General features: G+C 69.5%; 11 protein-coding genes. 5 read left to right on the top strand and 6 right to left on the bottom strand.

What is annotated here, in order from left to right; genetic code table 11:
- Positions 1–101: 101 nt before the first annotated feature.
- Positions 102–2,750, bottom strand: a complete 2,649-nt coding sequence (locus ACF66B_RS06525) for an AAA family ATPase (protein WP_111430918.1) — start codon at positions 2,748–2,750, stop codon at positions 102–104.
- A complete protein-coding gene (locus tag ACF66B_RS06530) occupies positions 2,747–3,859 on the bottom strand; it encodes a DNA repair exonuclease (RefSeq protein ID WP_111430917.1) in 1,113 nt (370 codons plus the stop codon). Before ACF66B_RS06530 ends, ACF66B_RS06525 begins: the two co-directional genes overlap by 4 nt.
- A 244-nt stretch (positions 3,860–4,103) precedes the next feature.
- Between ACF66B_RS06530 and ACF66B_RS06535 the strand changes: the two genes are divergently transcribed.
- The 3 genes from ACF66B_RS06535 to ACF66B_RS06545 are packed head-to-tail and all read left to right on the top strand — an operon-like array spanning position 4,104 to position 10,761.
- Positions 4,104–7,460 carry a transglutaminase family protein gene (locus ACF66B_RS06535; protein ID WP_111430916.1) on the top strand — a complete coding sequence of 1,119 codons (3,357 nt, stop codon included), beginning with the start codon at positions 4,104–4,106 and terminating at the stop codon, positions 7,458–7,460.
- Positions 7,461–7,463: 3 nt separating this feature from the next.
- On the top strand, positions 7,464–9,866 hold the full coding sequence (locus tag ACF66B_RS06540) for a circularly permuted type 2 ATP-grasp protein (RefSeq protein ID WP_111430915.1): 2,403 nt from the start codon (positions 7,464–7,466) through the stop codon (positions 9,864–9,866).
- A 4-nt stretch (positions 9,867–9,870) separates the two neighbouring features.
- The gene (locus ACF66B_RS06545; protein WP_111430914.1) at positions 9,871–10,761 is read left to right on the top strand and encodes a transglutaminase family protein; all 891 of its coding nucleotides are present in this window, start codon (positions 9,871–9,873) and stop codon (positions 10,759–10,761) included.
- 10 nt (positions 10,762–10,771) lie between these two features.
- On the opposite strand, the gene ACF66B_RS06550 is transcribed toward ACF66B_RS06545, so the two are convergent.
- The 4 genes from ACF66B_RS06550 to ACF66B_RS06565 all read right to left on the bottom strand — a co-directional run bounded on the left by ACF66B_RS06550 (position 10,772) and on the right by ACF66B_RS06565 (position 14,073).
- On the bottom strand, positions 10,772–11,269 hold the full coding sequence (locus ACF66B_RS06550) for a hypothetical protein (RefSeq protein WP_111430913.1): 498 nt from the start codon (positions 11,267–11,269) through the stop codon (positions 10,772–10,774).
- 110 nt (positions 11,270–11,379) lie between these two features.
- Positions 11,380–12,534, bottom strand: a complete 1,155-nt coding sequence (locus ACF66B_RS06555) for a C45 family autoproteolytic acyltransferase/hydolase (protein ID WP_111430912.1) — start codon at positions 12,532–12,534, stop codon at positions 11,380–11,382.
- 1 nt (position 12,535) lies between these two features.
- A complete protein-coding gene (locus ACF66B_RS06560; protein ID WP_111430911.1) occupies positions 12,536–13,630 on the bottom strand; it encodes a PHB depolymerase family esterase in 1,095 nt (364 codons plus the stop codon).
- Between the two features lie 26 nt (positions 13,631–13,656).
- Positions 13,657–14,073, bottom strand: a complete 417-nt coding sequence (locus ACF66B_RS06565; protein WP_111430910.1) for a CopG family transcriptional regulator — start codon at positions 14,071–14,073, stop codon at positions 13,657–13,659.
- 181 nt (positions 14,074–14,254) lie between these two features.
- Here ACF66B_RS06565 and hemB point away from each other — a divergent pair, with 181 nt between their 5' ends.
- Together hemB and ACF66B_RS06575 are read left to right on the top strand one after the other, a co-directional pair.
- Positions 14,255–15,250, top strand: a complete 996-nt coding sequence (gene hemB / locus ACF66B_RS06570) for a porphobilinogen synthase (protein WP_111430948.1) — start codon at positions 14,255–14,257, stop codon at positions 15,248–15,250.
- A gap of 49 nt (positions 15,251–15,299) precedes the next feature.
- Positions 15,300–15,956, top strand: coding sequence for a LysE family translocator (locus ACF66B_RS06575; protein WP_111430909.1), 657 nt, complete (start codon positions 15,300–15,302; stop codon positions 15,954–15,956).
- Positions 15,957–16,099: the final 143 nt, after the last annotated feature.

A 16,099-nucleotide genomic window follows, 5' to 3' on the forward strand; every position in this document is an offset into this window, starting at 1 on the left:
CGCCGCTTGCAAACGGAAAAAGCCCCACGGGCGGCCGGGACGCGGGGCGAGGCGACCTCTTGCCCGAACGGGGGCGCCAAGTCAACAAATCGCCGCCGGGATCAGAGGTCGTCGGGACGCCAAGGGGTGAGCGCGAGGCCCTCGCCCCCGAGGCGTTCGAAGGCGCGCTGGCGGCAGGTGAGCACGATCACCTGCATGTCGCGGGCCTGGCGGTGGAGCGCGTCGAACATCCGCTCGATGCGGGCATCGTCGGTGAAGACGAGGGCATCGTCGAGCACCACAGGCACCGGGCGGCCGCCCCGCGCCAGCAGGCGGGCGAAGGCGAGCCGGGTGAGGATCGCGAGCTGTTCGCGCATGCCGCCCGAGAGGATCTCGACGCTCTCGTCCTGGCCCTCCCGGGTCAGCGTCTCGGGCAGGAGGCTGCTTTCCCCGAAGCGCACCGCGGCTTCGTCGAAGAGAAGCCCGAGGAGCGGGCGGAGCTCTTCGAGAACCGGGCCGAAATACTGTTCGCGTGCCGCCGAGCGGGCGGCTTCGAGCGCGCTGCGGAGCCGGGTGAGCGCGGCGACCTCGGCCTCGATCGCGGCCAGGCGGGCGCGGGCGGCATCGAGCTCGCCGCGAAGCTCGGTGCAGGTTTCCTCCAGACCCTCGTCGGCCTGGGACTGGATGCGGCCGGTGAGCCCGGAGATCGCGACCTCGAGATCGCGCGCTTCGCTCTCGGCACGGCGCTGGACGGATTCGGCGCGCTGGAAGGCGGCCTCGGCCACCTCGAGATCGGGGGTGGCGGTCTCGAGGGCGGCCCGCGCCTCGGCCCGCGCGGCGGCCTCGGCTGTGGCCTCGGCGGATGCGGCGGCGAGGGCGGCGCGACGGGCGGCGCGATCCGGCTCCGGGCCGAGCTCGGCGGCACTGCGGGCATGGGCCTCGCGGGCGGTCTCCGCCGCGGCCTCGGCGGCGATCCGGGTCTCGCGCGCGCGGCCGTGCCCGGCCCGGGCGGCGTCGCGCGCAGCCTCCGCCCGGGCAAGCGCGGTCTCGGCGGCCTGCACCGCCACTTCGGCGGCGGCCGGATCGGGTGGCGGCTCATCCTCTGCCGTGGCGGTGGGCGTGTCGTCCCCAAGCCGGGCGAGCGCCGTACGCAGGGCGGCGAGGCCATCCGGGGCAAGGATCTTCACCTCGCTCGCCGCGAGCGCCGCGGCTCCAGCGGCATCGCGGGCGCGTTCCTCCCGGCTGCGCGCGGCCGCGAGGCTCTCGACGGCGGCGGCCCGGAGCAGCGTGGCGCGGCGGGCCTCGGCCTTCGCGAGCGCCTCGGCATTGGCGCCCGAGGCGCCGGCGCCCGGCGTGACGGTGAGCCGGCCGATCCCCGGCAGGTCGAGGTGCAGCGGCGCGACGACGAGATGCGGCGTCCCGCCCTCGAGCGGCGCACCGTCGCGCAGGATGCGCGGCGCGCCGCGGCCATATTCGAGGGTGAGCGTCGCGGCCTCGGCACGCGCCCGCGCGGCATGTTCGCGGATCTCGGCTTCGGCGCGTTCGAGCCCGGCGACTGTCCCGGCCGGAAGCGCGGCGGCGGCCCGCTCGGCCTCGGCCTCCTCCTGCCGCTTCTGGGCGGCCTCGGCGCGGGCAAGCGTTGCGGCGAGGGTTTCGCGGCGCGCGGCGCGCTCGGCGGCGCGGAGGGCTTCGGTGGCGCGCGTCTGCCTGTCACGGGCCGCCTGGAGCGCCAGCGCCGCCGCCTCCCGGGCCGCGGTGGCGCGGGTTTCGGCAGCGGCGGCCTCGCTGACGGCAGCGGCCGCATCCTCGGCGCGGGCGCGGGCCTCGCGGTCGCGGGTGGCAAGATCGGCAGCGGTCTCGAGCGCTACGCGGAAGCGTTCCAGCGCCTCGGCCGCGGCGCGCGCACGCGTGGCGGAAAGCTCGGCCTCGGCCCTTGCGGCATCGAGACGGCTCGCGCTCGCGCGGGCCGCGGCCAGCGCACGGGCCGCGGCCTCGCGCGCTTCGGCGCGGTCCGCGCGCGCATCGGGCGCATCGAGCTCGGTGAGGCGGGCGGCCTTGGCGCGGCGGGTCTCGAGCGCCTGGCGAAGCTCCGCAAGCTGGGCCTCGTGGCGCTTGAGATCATCCTCGAGACTGTCGACCTCGGCAAGCGCACGGGCGTAGGGACCGTGGGTCCGGGGGCGCCCGGTGGCCGTGACATTGACGCCGAGATCGGTCTCGACGCGGGCGAGGATCGCGGCCATGCGGCGGCCGCCGGTCAGATCCTCGACCTCGCCCGCAACCGAGCCGAGCACATCCTCGCGCGCGGCATGCTCCGCGTCCGTCTCGGCCTTCCCCCCCATGCCGAACTCGATCGCGCCCTGACGGACCCAGAGCAGGCCGGCCGGGCCGCCGGCGGGCGCGGCCTCCATCAGATGCGCGATCCAGGCCTCGGCTTCATCCGCCTGAGCGATGAGGCGGCCGGTGGCGAGATCGATGACCTCGGCCCGCGCGCCGCCGAAATACTGCTTCCGGAGCCGGAAGCGGCCCTCCGGCGTCTCGAGATCGGCCTCGATCCGCGGACTTCCGCCACTATAGGGGCGGAGCGCCTTGGCGGCCTTGGCCGCGCTGCCGTGAGGCAGGAAGAACAGCGCGTGGAGCGCATCGAAACAGGTCGACTTGCCCTCCTCATTGGGAGCGGCGAGCACGTTCACCCCGTCGGCAATGCCTTCGAGCGCCACACCCGAGCCGGCGAAGCGGCGGAGATTCCAGAGGCGGAGGGCGCGCAGTCTCATGCGTCAGCCGCATAGGCATGGAGCCGGGTGAGCGCGGCGCGGGCGACGTCGCGGTCTGCGGCCGAAAGCTCGGGACTGTCCGATTCCGCCAGCAGCGCCTCGGCGGCGGCGCGGAGCGCACCCGCCCGGTCGATCGCGTCGAGATCACCCGCGCCGCATTCGACCAGCAGCCCCTCGCCGGACCATTCGAGCCAGGCGAACTCGGGCTCGGCCTCGGCAATCGCCTCGGCCAGCGCCGTGCGGCCCGCGAGACGGACATGGCCCTCGGGGCGAAGACGGAGCAGCGTCTCGCGGCGGCCGGCGGGCGGAAGCGCCGCCATGAGCCGGGCGCGCGGATCCTCGCCCGTCACCATCGGCAGGGCGCGGGTTTCCCAGCGAAAGGCACCGGTCTCGACCGGCGTGACCTCGGGCGGTGCGCCAGCCGCGGCCAGCGCGACGGCAAGGGCGCGCCCCGGGGCGCCATGCTTGAAACGGTCGGGCTCGGGTGTGCCCGAATACCAGAGGCGCGGACCGATGCATTTCTGGCCATGCCAGTCGCCCAGCGCCAGATAGGCGAGCCCCGCGAGGTCGGCGCGGCGGGGGTCGATCACATCGTGGCCCCCCTCCTCGCCGAAGTCCTGCACCGTACCATGGGCAAGCCCGAGGCGCAGATCACCCTCCGGGCTCGCGCAGGCATCCATCCAGGCCGTGAGGTCACGGCCCGGCCGCCGCCGGGTGCAGGGCGCAGGCAGGAGCGTGACACCGGGCGCGAGCGCGAGCGGCTCGGCCCGAGTCGCGAGGATCACATTGGGCGGGCAGTGGCGGGCGAGCTGGCTCCAGAGCTCGTCGGCGGCAAGCGAGTCGTGATTGCCGGGAAGCAGAACCCAGGCGATGCCCTCCTCCGCCCGCATCGCCGCCAGCGCCTGGCGCAGGGTGGCCGTGGCCGGGGTCTCGCTGTCGAAGAGATCGCCCGCGACAAGCACATGGGCCGCCCCCGCCGCGCGCGCCGCGGCGGCAAGCCGGGGGATGGCGCCGTGCCGCGCCTCGGTCAGCCGGTTGCGCAACGCCTCGGGAAAGCGGCCGAAGCGGCGCCCGAGATGCAGGTCCGAGGCGTGGAGAAAGCGGAACACGGAACGAATTCGCCAATATCTTCAACTCAAGGATGCGGAGCCTAGCCCGGTGGCGGGCCCGAGATCAAGCGCTCCACCATCTGCCCGCGCCCCTCCCGGCCCTGGCGCGAAGCCGATCCGCCACAAAAGATTGCAGCCCGTCATTTCTGCTCGTGATTTGAGCCGGGGTTCCAACAAATCCATGGATAGTCCCGACAAACTATGAAACGTTAACGCTCTGGATCAGTTCTGGAGCGGGTTCTGCATGTCGATTAAAGCCAGTATCTATCACCTCACCCACTACCGTTACGACCGGCCGGTCACGCTCGGGCCACAGGTCATTCGCCTTCGTCCTGCCCCGCATTCGCGCACACGCGTGCTGTCGCATTCGCTGAAAGTGAGCCCCTCGGGGCATTTCGTGAATCACCAGCAGGACCCCTACGGCAACTGGCAGGCGCGATTCGTGTTTCCCGAACCGGTACGGGAGCTGAAGATCGAGGTGGATCTGGTCGCGGACATGACGGTCTACAATCCGTTCGACTTCTTCGTGGAGGAAGAGGCGGAGGAGTGGCCCTTCGACTATCCCGCCGATCTGCGCGAGGATCTGTCGATCTACATGACGCCCGAGCCGATGGGGCCGCGCCTCAAGGCCTTCATGGACACGATCCCGCGCGACAAGGCCCGCTCGGTCGATTTCTTCGTCGGGCTCAACACCCGGCTGAGCCAAGAAATCGGCTATGTCATCCGCATGGAGCCGGGCGTGCAGACGCCCGAGGAGACGTTCGAGCGCGGCACCGCCTCCTGCCGGGATTCGAGCTGGCTGCTCGTGCAGATCCTGCGCAATCTCGGCTTCGCGGCGCGCTTCGTCTCGGGCTACCTCATCCAGCTCAAACCCGATCTGGTCTCGCTCGACGGGCCTCCGGGCACGGATCACGATTTCACCGACCTGCATGCCTGGGCCGAGGTGTTCATGCCCGGCGCGGGCTGGATCGGGCTTGATCCGACGAGCGGCCTCTTGACCGGCGAGAGCCACATCCCGCTGGCCGCGACGCCGCATTACCGCAATGCCGCGCCGATCAGCGGCCTTGCGAGCTACGCGGAGGTGGATTTCGGCTTCGACATGAAGGTGACGCGCGTTGCCGAACATCCGCGCATCACCAAGCCCTTCTCCGACGAGAGCTGGGCGGCGCTGAACGCGCTCGGCAAGAAGGTCGACCAGTCGCTCGCGGCGGGCGATGTGCGGCTCACCATGGGGGGCGAGCCGACCTTCGTCTCGATCGACGATTTCGAGAGCGCGGAGTGGAACACCGCAGCGGTCGGGCCAACGAAGCGCGGGCTCGCCGACAAGCTCATCCGGCGGTTGCGCGACCGCTTCGCGCCGGGCGGTTTCCTGCATTACGGCCAGGGCAAATGGTATCCGGGCGAAAGCCTGCCGCGCTGGACCTTCTCGCTCTACTGGCGGCGCGACGAGAAGCCGATCTGGCAGGATGCGGACCTGATTGCCGAGGAGGCGACCGATACCGGAGCCGGGCCCGCGGAGGCCGAACGGCTGCTGCAGGGGATTGCGACGGAGCTCGGGGTGAAGCCCGAGTATGTCGTGCCGGCCTTCGAGGATCCGGCGGAGTGGATCATCAAGGAGGGCAACCTCCCCGAGAACGTCACGCCGAAGAACTCGAAGCTCAAGGATGCCGAGGAGCGGCACCGCATCGCCAAGGTCTTCGCGCGCGGGCTGACCACGCCCTCGGGCTATGTGCTGCCGGTCCAGCGGTGGCAGTCGAAGGCGAGCGGGCATCGCTGGCGGTCGGAGAAATGGAAGCTGCGGCGCGATTATCTCTTCCTCATCCCCGGCGACAGCCCGGTGGGCTTCCGCCTGCCGCTCAGCACGCTGCCCTATGTCACGCCCTCGGCCTATCCCTACACCAACGTGGCGGATCCGACGACGATCTCGGGCGATCTGCCCGATTTCCGGCGCCGGGCGCGCGGAGGGGACGGGCCGATCCCGATCCATGCCGGCCGCGCCCAGCCGATGGCGCATTTCACCGCCGACGCGGCGCCGCAGCAGGAGCGCGTGGAGCAGGAGCTCGACGACACGCCGGGAGGCGCTGTGCGCACCGCTCTTTCGGTCGAGCCGCGCGACGGACGGCTCTGTGTCTTCATGCCGCCGGTGGAGCGGATCGAGGACTACCTCGAACTGATCGCGGCGGCGGAAAGTGCGGCGGCGGGAATGAACCTGCCGATCCACATCGAGGGTTACGCGCCGCCCCATGACCCGCGGCTCAACGTGATCCGCGTCGCCCCCGATCCGGGGGTGATCGAGGTGAACATCCATCCGGCGCATTCCTGGGAGGAGTGCCGCTCGATCACCGAGGGGATCTACGAGGAGGCGCGCCTGAGCCGCCTCGGCACCGACAAGTTCATGATCGACGGCAAGCATACCGGCACCGGCGGCGGCAACCATGTGGTGGTCGGCGGGGCCACGACCCTCGACAGCCCGTTCCTGCGCCGGCCGGATCTGCTGCGGAGCCTCGTGCTCCACTGGCAGCGCCACCCCTCGATCTCCTACCTGTTCTCCGGCCTCTTCATCGGGCCGACGAGCCAGGCCCCGCGCATCGACGAAGCGCGCAACGATGTGCTCTACGAGCTCGAGATCGCGTTGTCGCAGATCCCGGCACCGGGAGAGGGCGAGGCGCCGCTGCCCTGGCTGGTAGACCGGCTCCTGCGCAACATCCTCACGGATTCGACCGGCAACACGCACCGGGCGGAGATCTGCATCGACAAGCTCTACAGCCCGGACGGGCCGACGGGGCGGCTGGGCCTCGTCGAGTTCCGCGGCTTCGAGATGCCGCCCTCGCCGCGGATGAGCCTCGCCCAGCAGCTCCTCATCCGGGCCCTCATCGCGCGGATGTGGCACAGCCCGGTCTCGGGCCAGCTCACCCGCTGGGGCACGACGCTGCACGACCGCTTCATGCTGCCGCATTTCGTCTGGGAAGACTTCATGGACGTGCTCGGCGATCTCGGGCGGCATGGCTTCGACATGCGGCCCGAGTGGTTCCAGGCGCTCGCCGAGTTCCGTTTCCCGTTCTGCGGCGAGGTGGAGACGGACGGCGTCCATCTCGAGCTCCGGCAGGCGCTCGAACCCTGGCATGTTCTGGGCGAGACCGGCGCCATCGGCGGCACGGTGCGCTATACCGACAGCTCGACCGAGCGGCTGCAGGTGAAGCTCACCACGACCGACCCGGACCGCTACATCGTCACCTGCAACCGCCGCAAGATGCCGCTCCGCAAGACCGGCACCGGCGGCGAGGCGGTGGCGGGCGTGCGTTACAAGGCCTGGCAGCCGGCGGAGGCGCTGCATCCCGTGGTGCCTGTCCACACGCCCCTCGTGTTCGATATCTTCGACACATGGACGAACCGGGCGCTCGCGGGGTGCGTCTACCACGTCGCCCATCCGGGCGGGCGGAACTACGACACCTTCCCGGTCAACGGCAACGAGGCCGAGGCGCGCCGCCTCGCGCGGTTCGAGCCGCACGGGCATACGCCAGGGCTCTATATTCCGGTCAGCGAAACGCCGCATCCCGAGTTTCCGATGACCCTCGATCTCAGGAGGCCATCCGGACTCTGAGGCATGGAAGCACGCAACGTGTGGAAAGAAGGACCGGCGGCGCGGCTGATCGCCGATTACCATGCCCTGCCCGGCGTGCCCGACGAGCTGCTCGACGGCAACGGGCAGATCCGGCCGGTCTGGACCCGGTTCATCGAGCATTTCGCCCGGATCTCGCCCGATGATCTCGCCCTGCGTTTCGGGCGCGGCGAGCAGTATCTGCGCGACGCCGGGGTGTTCTACCGGCAATACGACCCGCATGGCTCGACCGAGCGCGGCTGGCCGATGGCGCGCATTCCCGTGCTCATCGAGGAGGCCGAGTGGAACCACATCGCCGCGGGCCTGCGCCACCGTGCCGAGCTGCTCGAGGCGCTTGCGGCCGATCTCTACGGGCCGAACCGGCTCGTCGCAGGCGGCCATCTGCCCGCAAGTCTGATTGCAGGCAGCCGCGAGTGGCTCCGTCCCCTCGTCCATGTGCCGCCGCGGGGCGGGAATTACCTGCACTTCATCGCCTTCGAGATCGGGCGCGGACCGGACGGCACCTGGTGGGTCCTGGGCGACCGGACGCAGGCCCCCTCGGGCGCGGGCTTCGCGCTGGAAAACCGGGTTGCGACGAGCCGGGTCTATTCGGATTTCTTCACCGAGTCCCATGTCCACCGGCTCGCCGGCTTCTTCCGCACCTTCCGCGACACGCTGCACGGACTGTCGAGCGGGCCGGAGAGCCGGCTCGCAATTCTGACGCCGGGCCCGCTCAACGAGACCTATTTCGAGCACGCCTATATCGCGCGCTATCTCGGCTTCGTGCTTCTCGAGGGCGAGGATCTCGTGGTCGAGGACGGCCGCGTCATGGTGCGCACGGTCGCGGGGCTCGAGCCCGTGAGCGTGCTCTGGCGGCGGCTCGACAGCGCCTACGCCGACCCGCTGGAGCTCGACGCCAATTCCCGCCTCGGCACGCCCGGCCTCGTGAGCGCGGTGCGCCAGGGAAGCGTCACGCTGGTGAACGCGCTCGGCACCGGCGTGCTCGAGACCCGCGCGCTGCTCGCCTTCATGCCGCGGATCTCGCGGGAGCTGCTCGGCCAGCCGCTGGAGATGCCCAACATCGCCACCTGGTGGTGCGGCCAGCCCGCCGAGCGCGCGCATGTGCAGGCCAATCTCGAGACGATGATGATCGGCCCTGCCCTCTCCACGCGGCTGCCCTTCGAATCCGACGAGACCACGGTGCTCGGCCGGAAGTTCCACGGCCAGGCGGGCGCCTCGGTCGCGGCCTGGCTCGAGAAGGACGGCGCGGATCTGGTGGGCCAGGAAGCCGTCACCCTCTCGACGACGCCCGCCTATGAAGACGGCCGGCTCGTGCCGCGACCGATGAGCCTCAGGGTCTATCTCGCCCGCACCCAGCAGGGCTGGCAGGTGATGCCGGGCGGCTTTGCCCGCATCGGGCGCAGCGACGATGCCTCGGCGATCGCGATGCAGCGCGGCGGCTCGGCGGCGGACGTCTGGATCGTGAGCGATCGGCCGGTCGATACCGAGACGGTCCAGGGCGGCAGCGGACGCCCCTATACCCGGCCGATGCCGGCGGTGCTGCCGAGCCGGGCGGCCGACAATCTCTTCTGGCTCGGGCGCTATACCGAGCGGGCGGAGGGCGCGTTGCGGCTCATGCGCGCCTATCACATACGCCTGGCCGAAACTGCGGACCCCGACTCGCCGCTGCTCGTCCATCTCGAGGAGCATCTGAAGACCGTGGGGCTCGATGCGGCGCATTGCGTGCCTGCGGGTCTGCTCTCCTCGCTCGACGGGGCGATCAACAGCGCGGGCAAGGTGCGCGATCAGTTCTCGACCGACGGCTGGGCCGCGCTGGCCGATCTCGCCAAGACCTCGCGGCGGTTCAGCCGCACGCTCTCGCCGGGCGACGACACGGCACGGGCGATGAGCGTGCTCCTGCGCAAGATCACCGGATTTGCCGGCCTCGTGCACGAGAACATGTATCGCTTCACCGGCTGGCGGTTCCTCTCGATCGGCCGCTCGCTGGAGCGCAGCATCTCGATGGCAAGCCTGCTCTCCTGCCTCGCGGACGCCGAGGCACCCGAGGGCGCGCTCGACCTGGCGGTGGAGGTCGGTGACAGCGTGATGTCGCACCGGCGGCGCTACTCCGTCTTCACCAGCCGCGAAACGGTGCTGGATCTGCTGGGGCTCGACAGCCTCAACCCGCGCTCGGTGCTCTACCAGCTGACCGAGCTCCGGAACCACATCTCGTTCCTGCCCAACGCCGAATCCCATGGCCAGCTTTCGGAGCTTTCGCGCGCCGTCCTTCAGGTGCATACCTCGCTGGCGGTACAGACACCCGGAACGCTCGATGCGCTCATGCTGAACGTGCTAAGAGCCGAGATCGAGGCGCTTTCGGACCTGATCGGCGCGACTTACATACATTGAGGCCATGCTCTACGACATCCGCCTGAAGATCACCTACAGCTACGACCGGCCCGCCATCGCCGGGCGGCATATCCTGCGGCTAATGCCGGCGGATCTGCCGGGCGTGCAGCGGCGGATCAGCGGGGCGCTCACCATCGAGCCGAACCCTGCCGAGCGGCGGGACATGCTCGACTTCTTCCAGAATGCCGGCGTCGAGATCGCCTTTCGCGAGGCGCATGACGAGATCGTCTTCGAGGTGAAGAGCCGGGTCGAGCGGGTGGCAGAGGCGCCGAGCCTCGACATCTCGCCGCCTCTGCCGCAACTCGCGCGCGAGATCGCCGATTATCGCGGGCTCGACGCGCAGGCGCCGCACCACTTTCTCGGCGCGAGCCCGCGCACCGCACCGAGCTCGGCGATGACCGCCTATGCCGAGGAGGCGATCCGGCCGGGGATCACCGCCTTCAGCGCCGTCTGCGCGGTCGGCGAGGCGCTGAACCGCGACATGACCTATGACCCGGAGGCGACCGATGTGGACACGCCGACCGAGGAGGCCTTCGCCCGCCGCCACGGAGTCTGTCAGGATTTTGCCCAGATCATGATCGCCTGCCTGCGCGGGATCGGCATTCCGGCGGGCTATGTGAGCGGCTTTCTCCGCACCAACCCGCCGCCGGGCAAGCCGCGGCTCGAGGGGGCGGACGCGATGCATGCCTGGGTGCGCGCCTGGTGCGGCTGGCAAACCGGCTGGATCGAATATGATCCGACCAACGCGCTCATCGTCGGCGCCGATCACATCCTGATCGCGCGCGGGCGCGATTATGGCGATGTCTCGCCGGTGAAGGGCGTGCTGAAGATCGCGGGCGATCAGAAAAGCGAGCAGGCGGTGGATGTCCTGCCGGTGCCGGAGGTGGTTGCCTGAGGCTGCCGCCTCAGAGCAGCACGATCCGGGCATGGCGCGAGGCCGCGACCGCAAGGGCGGCGAAGAGCGCCGTGACCGCCACCACCTGGTGCCAGAAATGCCGCCGCGAAAGGATGCGCACCAGCACATCGCCGCGGAAGCGCCGCTCGGTGATCATGAGGGCTGTCGCGAGCGTCGAATAGGCGATGACGGCGAGCGGAAAGAGCAGGAGGAAGGCCGCCTGCGCGAGTTCCACGCCATTGAGGAAGCCGACGACGGCAAGACCTGCGAGCAGGAAGCCGCCAAGGAGTGCGATCGGAATGCCGAGCTTCCGGTAGACGGCCACGATCCGCCCGCACTGGACAACGGCCAGGGTTTCGGTCTGGGCGGTGACCTCCGGCAGGCGCCGGGCGCGGAGCAACATGTCGTAGGGCACGCCGAGCGTGCGGTGGGTGACCAGCGTCCAGACGAGAATGTGCAGGACCCAGTACCAGATGCTCTGGAAACTCGATACTCCGAATGCGGCCAAGGAATCCTACCTGTCATGGCGAGTGCAGGACGCAACAAAGGCCACGGGCGGCCGCGGAGGTCAAGTCGCGGGCGGACGCCAGTGCGTCTCGCCCGCCTTGAGGGTTGGCCCTACCCGCAGGCGGCAGGGACCGCCGCTCCGGAGGAATGGTGCGGCAGATAGCAGTGGATGGGCTGTCCGCGCCCTGAGGCATAGTCGGCCGCAACGGCAAGCCAGTCGATCTGCGCGGCCTGGCTCCAGTCGATGGTGTCGGGCGCGGGCCAGGGGTGCGCCTGCGATCCGGCCAGCGTGGCCCCGGACGGATAGCGGACGACGCGCTGCCCCTCCACGAACGCGTCGAGCGACTGCTGCCATTTCTCATCACGCCAATGCAGGCAGATGGAGCGCTCGTTCGGATCGTATTCGGCGGTGAAGAGCGTTCCGAACCCCTCCGAATAGCGGTCCTGCAACAGCGGCTCGGCCAGAAACGACCGGGTGAGCGCATCAGGCGCGACTTCCAGCCCGTTCAGGTGGGTGAGGCGCTCGTGGCTCCGGGTGAAGGCCGCCCGGTCGGCCCGCGTGGGCCCGCTCTGATGGTTCGTCGCATTGGCTTGCGGAAGGATCCGGATGCCGCCGCCGGGGGATAGTTCGACACCCGCCGTCCGGCCGGTGCGATCCGCCAGGACCAGATTGTAGGCCATGTGCGACGGCACCCGGCGCAGCACCGCGAGCGCCTCCTCCACGGTCTCGCAGGTCTCCAGCACATAGCGGAGGATCGTCGTCACGCCGAAACCAGCGGCCGTCTCTCCCCGCCCGCCATAGGCCAGCGCAACCGAAAGGCCCGCGTCGTTGATGCCGTCCGACAGGCCCCAGAGGAACTCGATCATCCCCATCACCCGCCGGCCGGTCCATCGGCTGTGGAGCAGCAGGCCCTCGTTCAGGTCCGGAGAAAGATCGTAATTGCGCACCAACCGGACCTCGCCCCCCTCGGCACGGGCCGCCAGAGAACAGCCCCCGAGATAGCGCGGCGGTGACCACGTGGCGAGGAACCGCGCGGCACGATCCGATCCGCCGGCGATCAGGACCAGCCGGTCGTAGACCGGGACCAGCTCCGGCATCCAGTGGAGGAGGGCCGCCCGGCTTTCCTGCCGGGTCGGGCCTGAATCGCCGCCACGCGCCACGAACCAGGCCTCGTAGGCCGGCCAGGACCGCCGCCAGCGCGCCGCCCATTTCGGGCCCGGCTTTTCTTCGCGGACGGCATCGAAGGTGAGGGACATGCCAGTCATATCAGTGCGCTCCCGCTGTTGTTTCGAAAAAGAACCGGATCATCTCGGCGCTCGCGTCGGGTCCGGCCGGATCGGTATGAGAGCCTGCGGCATTGCCGCCGGACCAGGCGTGGCCAAGCCCGTCGATCTGCCATTGCTCCAGGAGGATGGTCCTGTCGTCGCGCATGGTCACCGTGCGGGCGAACGCGCGGCCACCGGCCGTGCCGCTTTCCTCGGTGATGATCGTCTCGCGCGCGGCGCGATCGGTCACCTGCCGCGCGATGCGGTCGCCGTTCGAAGGATGGACAAGGCTGTCGGCGGTACCATGAAAGACGATGGTGGGAGGCGGCGTTGTGTCGGATCGCGGCGTGGTGAAGTTGCCTTCCTGGCCCGCCATCGCGGCAAAGGCGGAGGGTACGTCGCGCGCGGCGCCGTATGGCAGGCCGGAATGCGCGCCGACACCGGCAAAGACATCCGGATAGGTCTCGCCGAGGATGAGTGCCATCGCGGCCCCGGCCGAGAGACCGGCGACGAAGGTTTCCTCCCGCGAGACGCCATATCGTTCCATCGCCTGACGGGTCAGCCCCGCAAGAATGGCCGGCTCACCGCGGTCGCGCCGCTGGTCACCGCGGCTGAACCAGTTCCAGCAGGACTGCGCATTGTCGCCGCGCGACTGATGTGGGTAGATCACGACGAAGCGATGTTCCTCGGCAAGGGCATTCATGCCGGTGCCGACCGAGAAATCCTCGGGCGTCTGGGTGCAGCCATGCAGCATCAGGACGATGCCGCTCACCCCTTCCGCGGCGGTCGAGGGAATGTAGGTCATGAAGCGGCGACTGCCAGCTTCGCATTCGAAATGGTCCGAAACGAACTCCGCGCCTTCGGGCAACTCGGGCATCAGGGCACGGGACAGCGGGCCCGGAGAGTGCAGCCGCGCCATCATCTCCTCGAGGAGCGGCATGGTATGCGGGGCGGGGCCATTCGGCAGCGCCTCGACATCGCCGGCCAGTCCGTGGCGGGCAAGTGTCTGGCGCACCAGATCGTTTGCAAACGACATGTAGTCGGGACGTGCGGCGCCGTTCGCCGGGCGCAGGGCGCCAACGTTGAAAGAGATCATGTTTTCAGTCCTTCTGGGAGCGCGTGCTACCGGATGCGGTCAGCGAGCGCCTTTCTGATTTCCGGGCTCGCCTGAAGCGCGCCCAGTACCGTGATGGAGCCTATGGTTGCCCGGGCGAGGTCGGGCGTCACGTCGGAGTCGATCCGCGCGAGCCCGACAACCTTGACATGCAGGACCTCGCCAGCCGCCCGGAGCGTCTCCAGATCGGCGCGGCTGTAGTCACGCAGGCCCAGTTCCATCGTATGGCGTTCGATGGATTGGTTGACGGCCTCGACATGGGTGTCGAGCTGACGCCGGATCGCGGTGCGGATGAAGTCGCTTCGGTTGGAGTAGAAGCCCTCCTGCACCAGAAGATCGATCCGTCCGAGATCGACATATCCGAGGTTGATGGTGATCTTTTCGCTGTCGGGCGCCTTGTCCCGCAGCGGTCTCACGTTGCTCATCACGTTTCTCCATCCGTGTGGATGGTATATGGATGACATATGAGCCGTCACAAGTCCATTGAAGAAATAATTCGATCGCGCCGGCGTGCGCGGAGGCAGGCGGCGGAGGCGCCTTCAGGTCTTGAGAGGACCGCGCCTGCGTGCCAAACCGGGTCATTGCCAGCCTGAGGATCCGACGATGATGACGCCGCTCGCAGCCCCCTTCCCGCATTGCCGCCCACGCCGCCTGCGCCGCACGGCCTGGATCCGCGACATGGTGGCCGAAACGCGGCTTTCGGTGTCGGACCTGATCTGGCCGCTCTTCGTGCGCGAGGGTGAGGGCATGGAGGAACCGGTGGCCTCGTTGCCCGGTGTCTCGCGGCTTTCGGTCGACCGGGCGGTGGAAGCGGCGCAGCGCGCGGCCGATCTCGGCATTCCCTGCCTTGCGCTCTTTCCCTACACCGACGCAGCCGACAAGAACCCGGAGGCCACCGAGGCCTGGAACCCGGAGAATCTCGTCAACCGCGCGACACGGGCGATCAAGGCAGCCGTTCCCGGCATCGGCGTCCTGCTCGACGTGGCGCTCGATCCCTACAATTCCGACGGACATGACGGGATCGTGCGCGACGGCACGATCCTCAACGACGAGACGCTGATCGCGCTCGAGAAGATGGCACTCTGCCAGGCGGAGGCGGGCTGTGACATCCTCGGGCCTTCGGACATGATGGACGGACGCATCGGGGTGATCCGGTCGGCCCTCGAGGCCCATGACTTTCCCGACACGCTGATCATGAGCTATGCCGCGAAATACGCTTCCGTCTTCTACGGGCCGTTCCGCGACGCGGTGGGCGCGACCGGCGCGCTCAAGGGCGACAAGAAGACCTACCAGATGGACCCGGCCAACAGCGCCGAGGCGATGCGCGAAGTGGCGATCGATCTCGCGGAGGGCGCGGACATGGTGATGGTGAAGCCCGGCCTGCCCTATCTCGATATCTGCGGGCGGGTGAAGCGCGAGTTCGACGTGCCGGTCTTCGCCTATCAGGTCTCGGGGGAATACGCGATGCTGGAGGCGGCATTCGGCCATGGCTGGCTGGAACGGGAGCGGACGGTTCTGGAGACCCTCGGCGCCTTCAAGCGTGCCGGCTGCGACGGGATTCTCACCTATCATGCCCCGCTCGCGGCGGAACTCTTCGGCTGACCGGCGCGCCGCCATTGCGCGCGGGAAAAATCCGCCCCAGAGTGGCCTTATGGACCCGATTGCCGCATCTTTCCTGCCACCTGCCCCGCTGCTTGGCGCCTTTCTGGCGGCGAGCGTCGTGCTGGCCGTGACGCCCGGGCCGGGGGTCTTCTACATCGTGACGCGAAGCCTCCTGCAGGGGCGCGCGCACGGGCTGGTCTCGGTTGCCGGTGTGGCGGTGGGAAATCTCGCCAATGCCATTGCGGCGGGGCTGGGGCTCGCGGCACTTTTCGCGGTTTCCGCCATTGCCTTCACCGTCGTGAAATGGGCGGGCGCGGCCTATCTCGTCTGGCTCGGGCTCCGGGCTCTCTTCGGCAGCGGGACGGCGCATGCCGGCGGGGTCGCGGCGCGGAGCCTCGGCCTGATCTTTCGGGACGGGTTCCTCGTAGCGCTGCTGAACCCGAAGACGACGCTTTTCTTCGCGGCCTTCCTGCCTCAGTTCATGAGCCCAGGCGGGCCGCACGCCGCTCAGGCGATGACACTCGGGACACTCTTCGTCGCGATCGCCGCCCTCACCGACACGGCCTATGCGCTCGCGGCCGGGCGCGCCGCACGGCTTCTGGCCCGGTCGGGCGCATTGCAGCGCGGGTCTCGGATCCTGAGTGGTGGCGCCTTCATCGGGCTCGGCCTCTTCACGGCCCTCGCCGGACCGCGCACGGTTCGGTGAATTTCGCGCCAGAAGGGGCCGGTACGGCCGGATTTTCCCCTTCCTTGCCCCGGCACGGCCGCCTCCAAGCTGGAAGGGCTGGACGGAGCGTGCTAACGCAGGAGCAAGCCGGCGCTCTGACCGGCCAAGAGGCATGTATCCGA

Origin of the sequence: Amaricoccus sp. B4 (genome assembly GCF_043226085.1) — a bacterium.
GTDB lineage: Bacteria > Pseudomonadota > Alphaproteobacteria > Rhodobacterales > Rhodobacteraceae > Amaricoccus.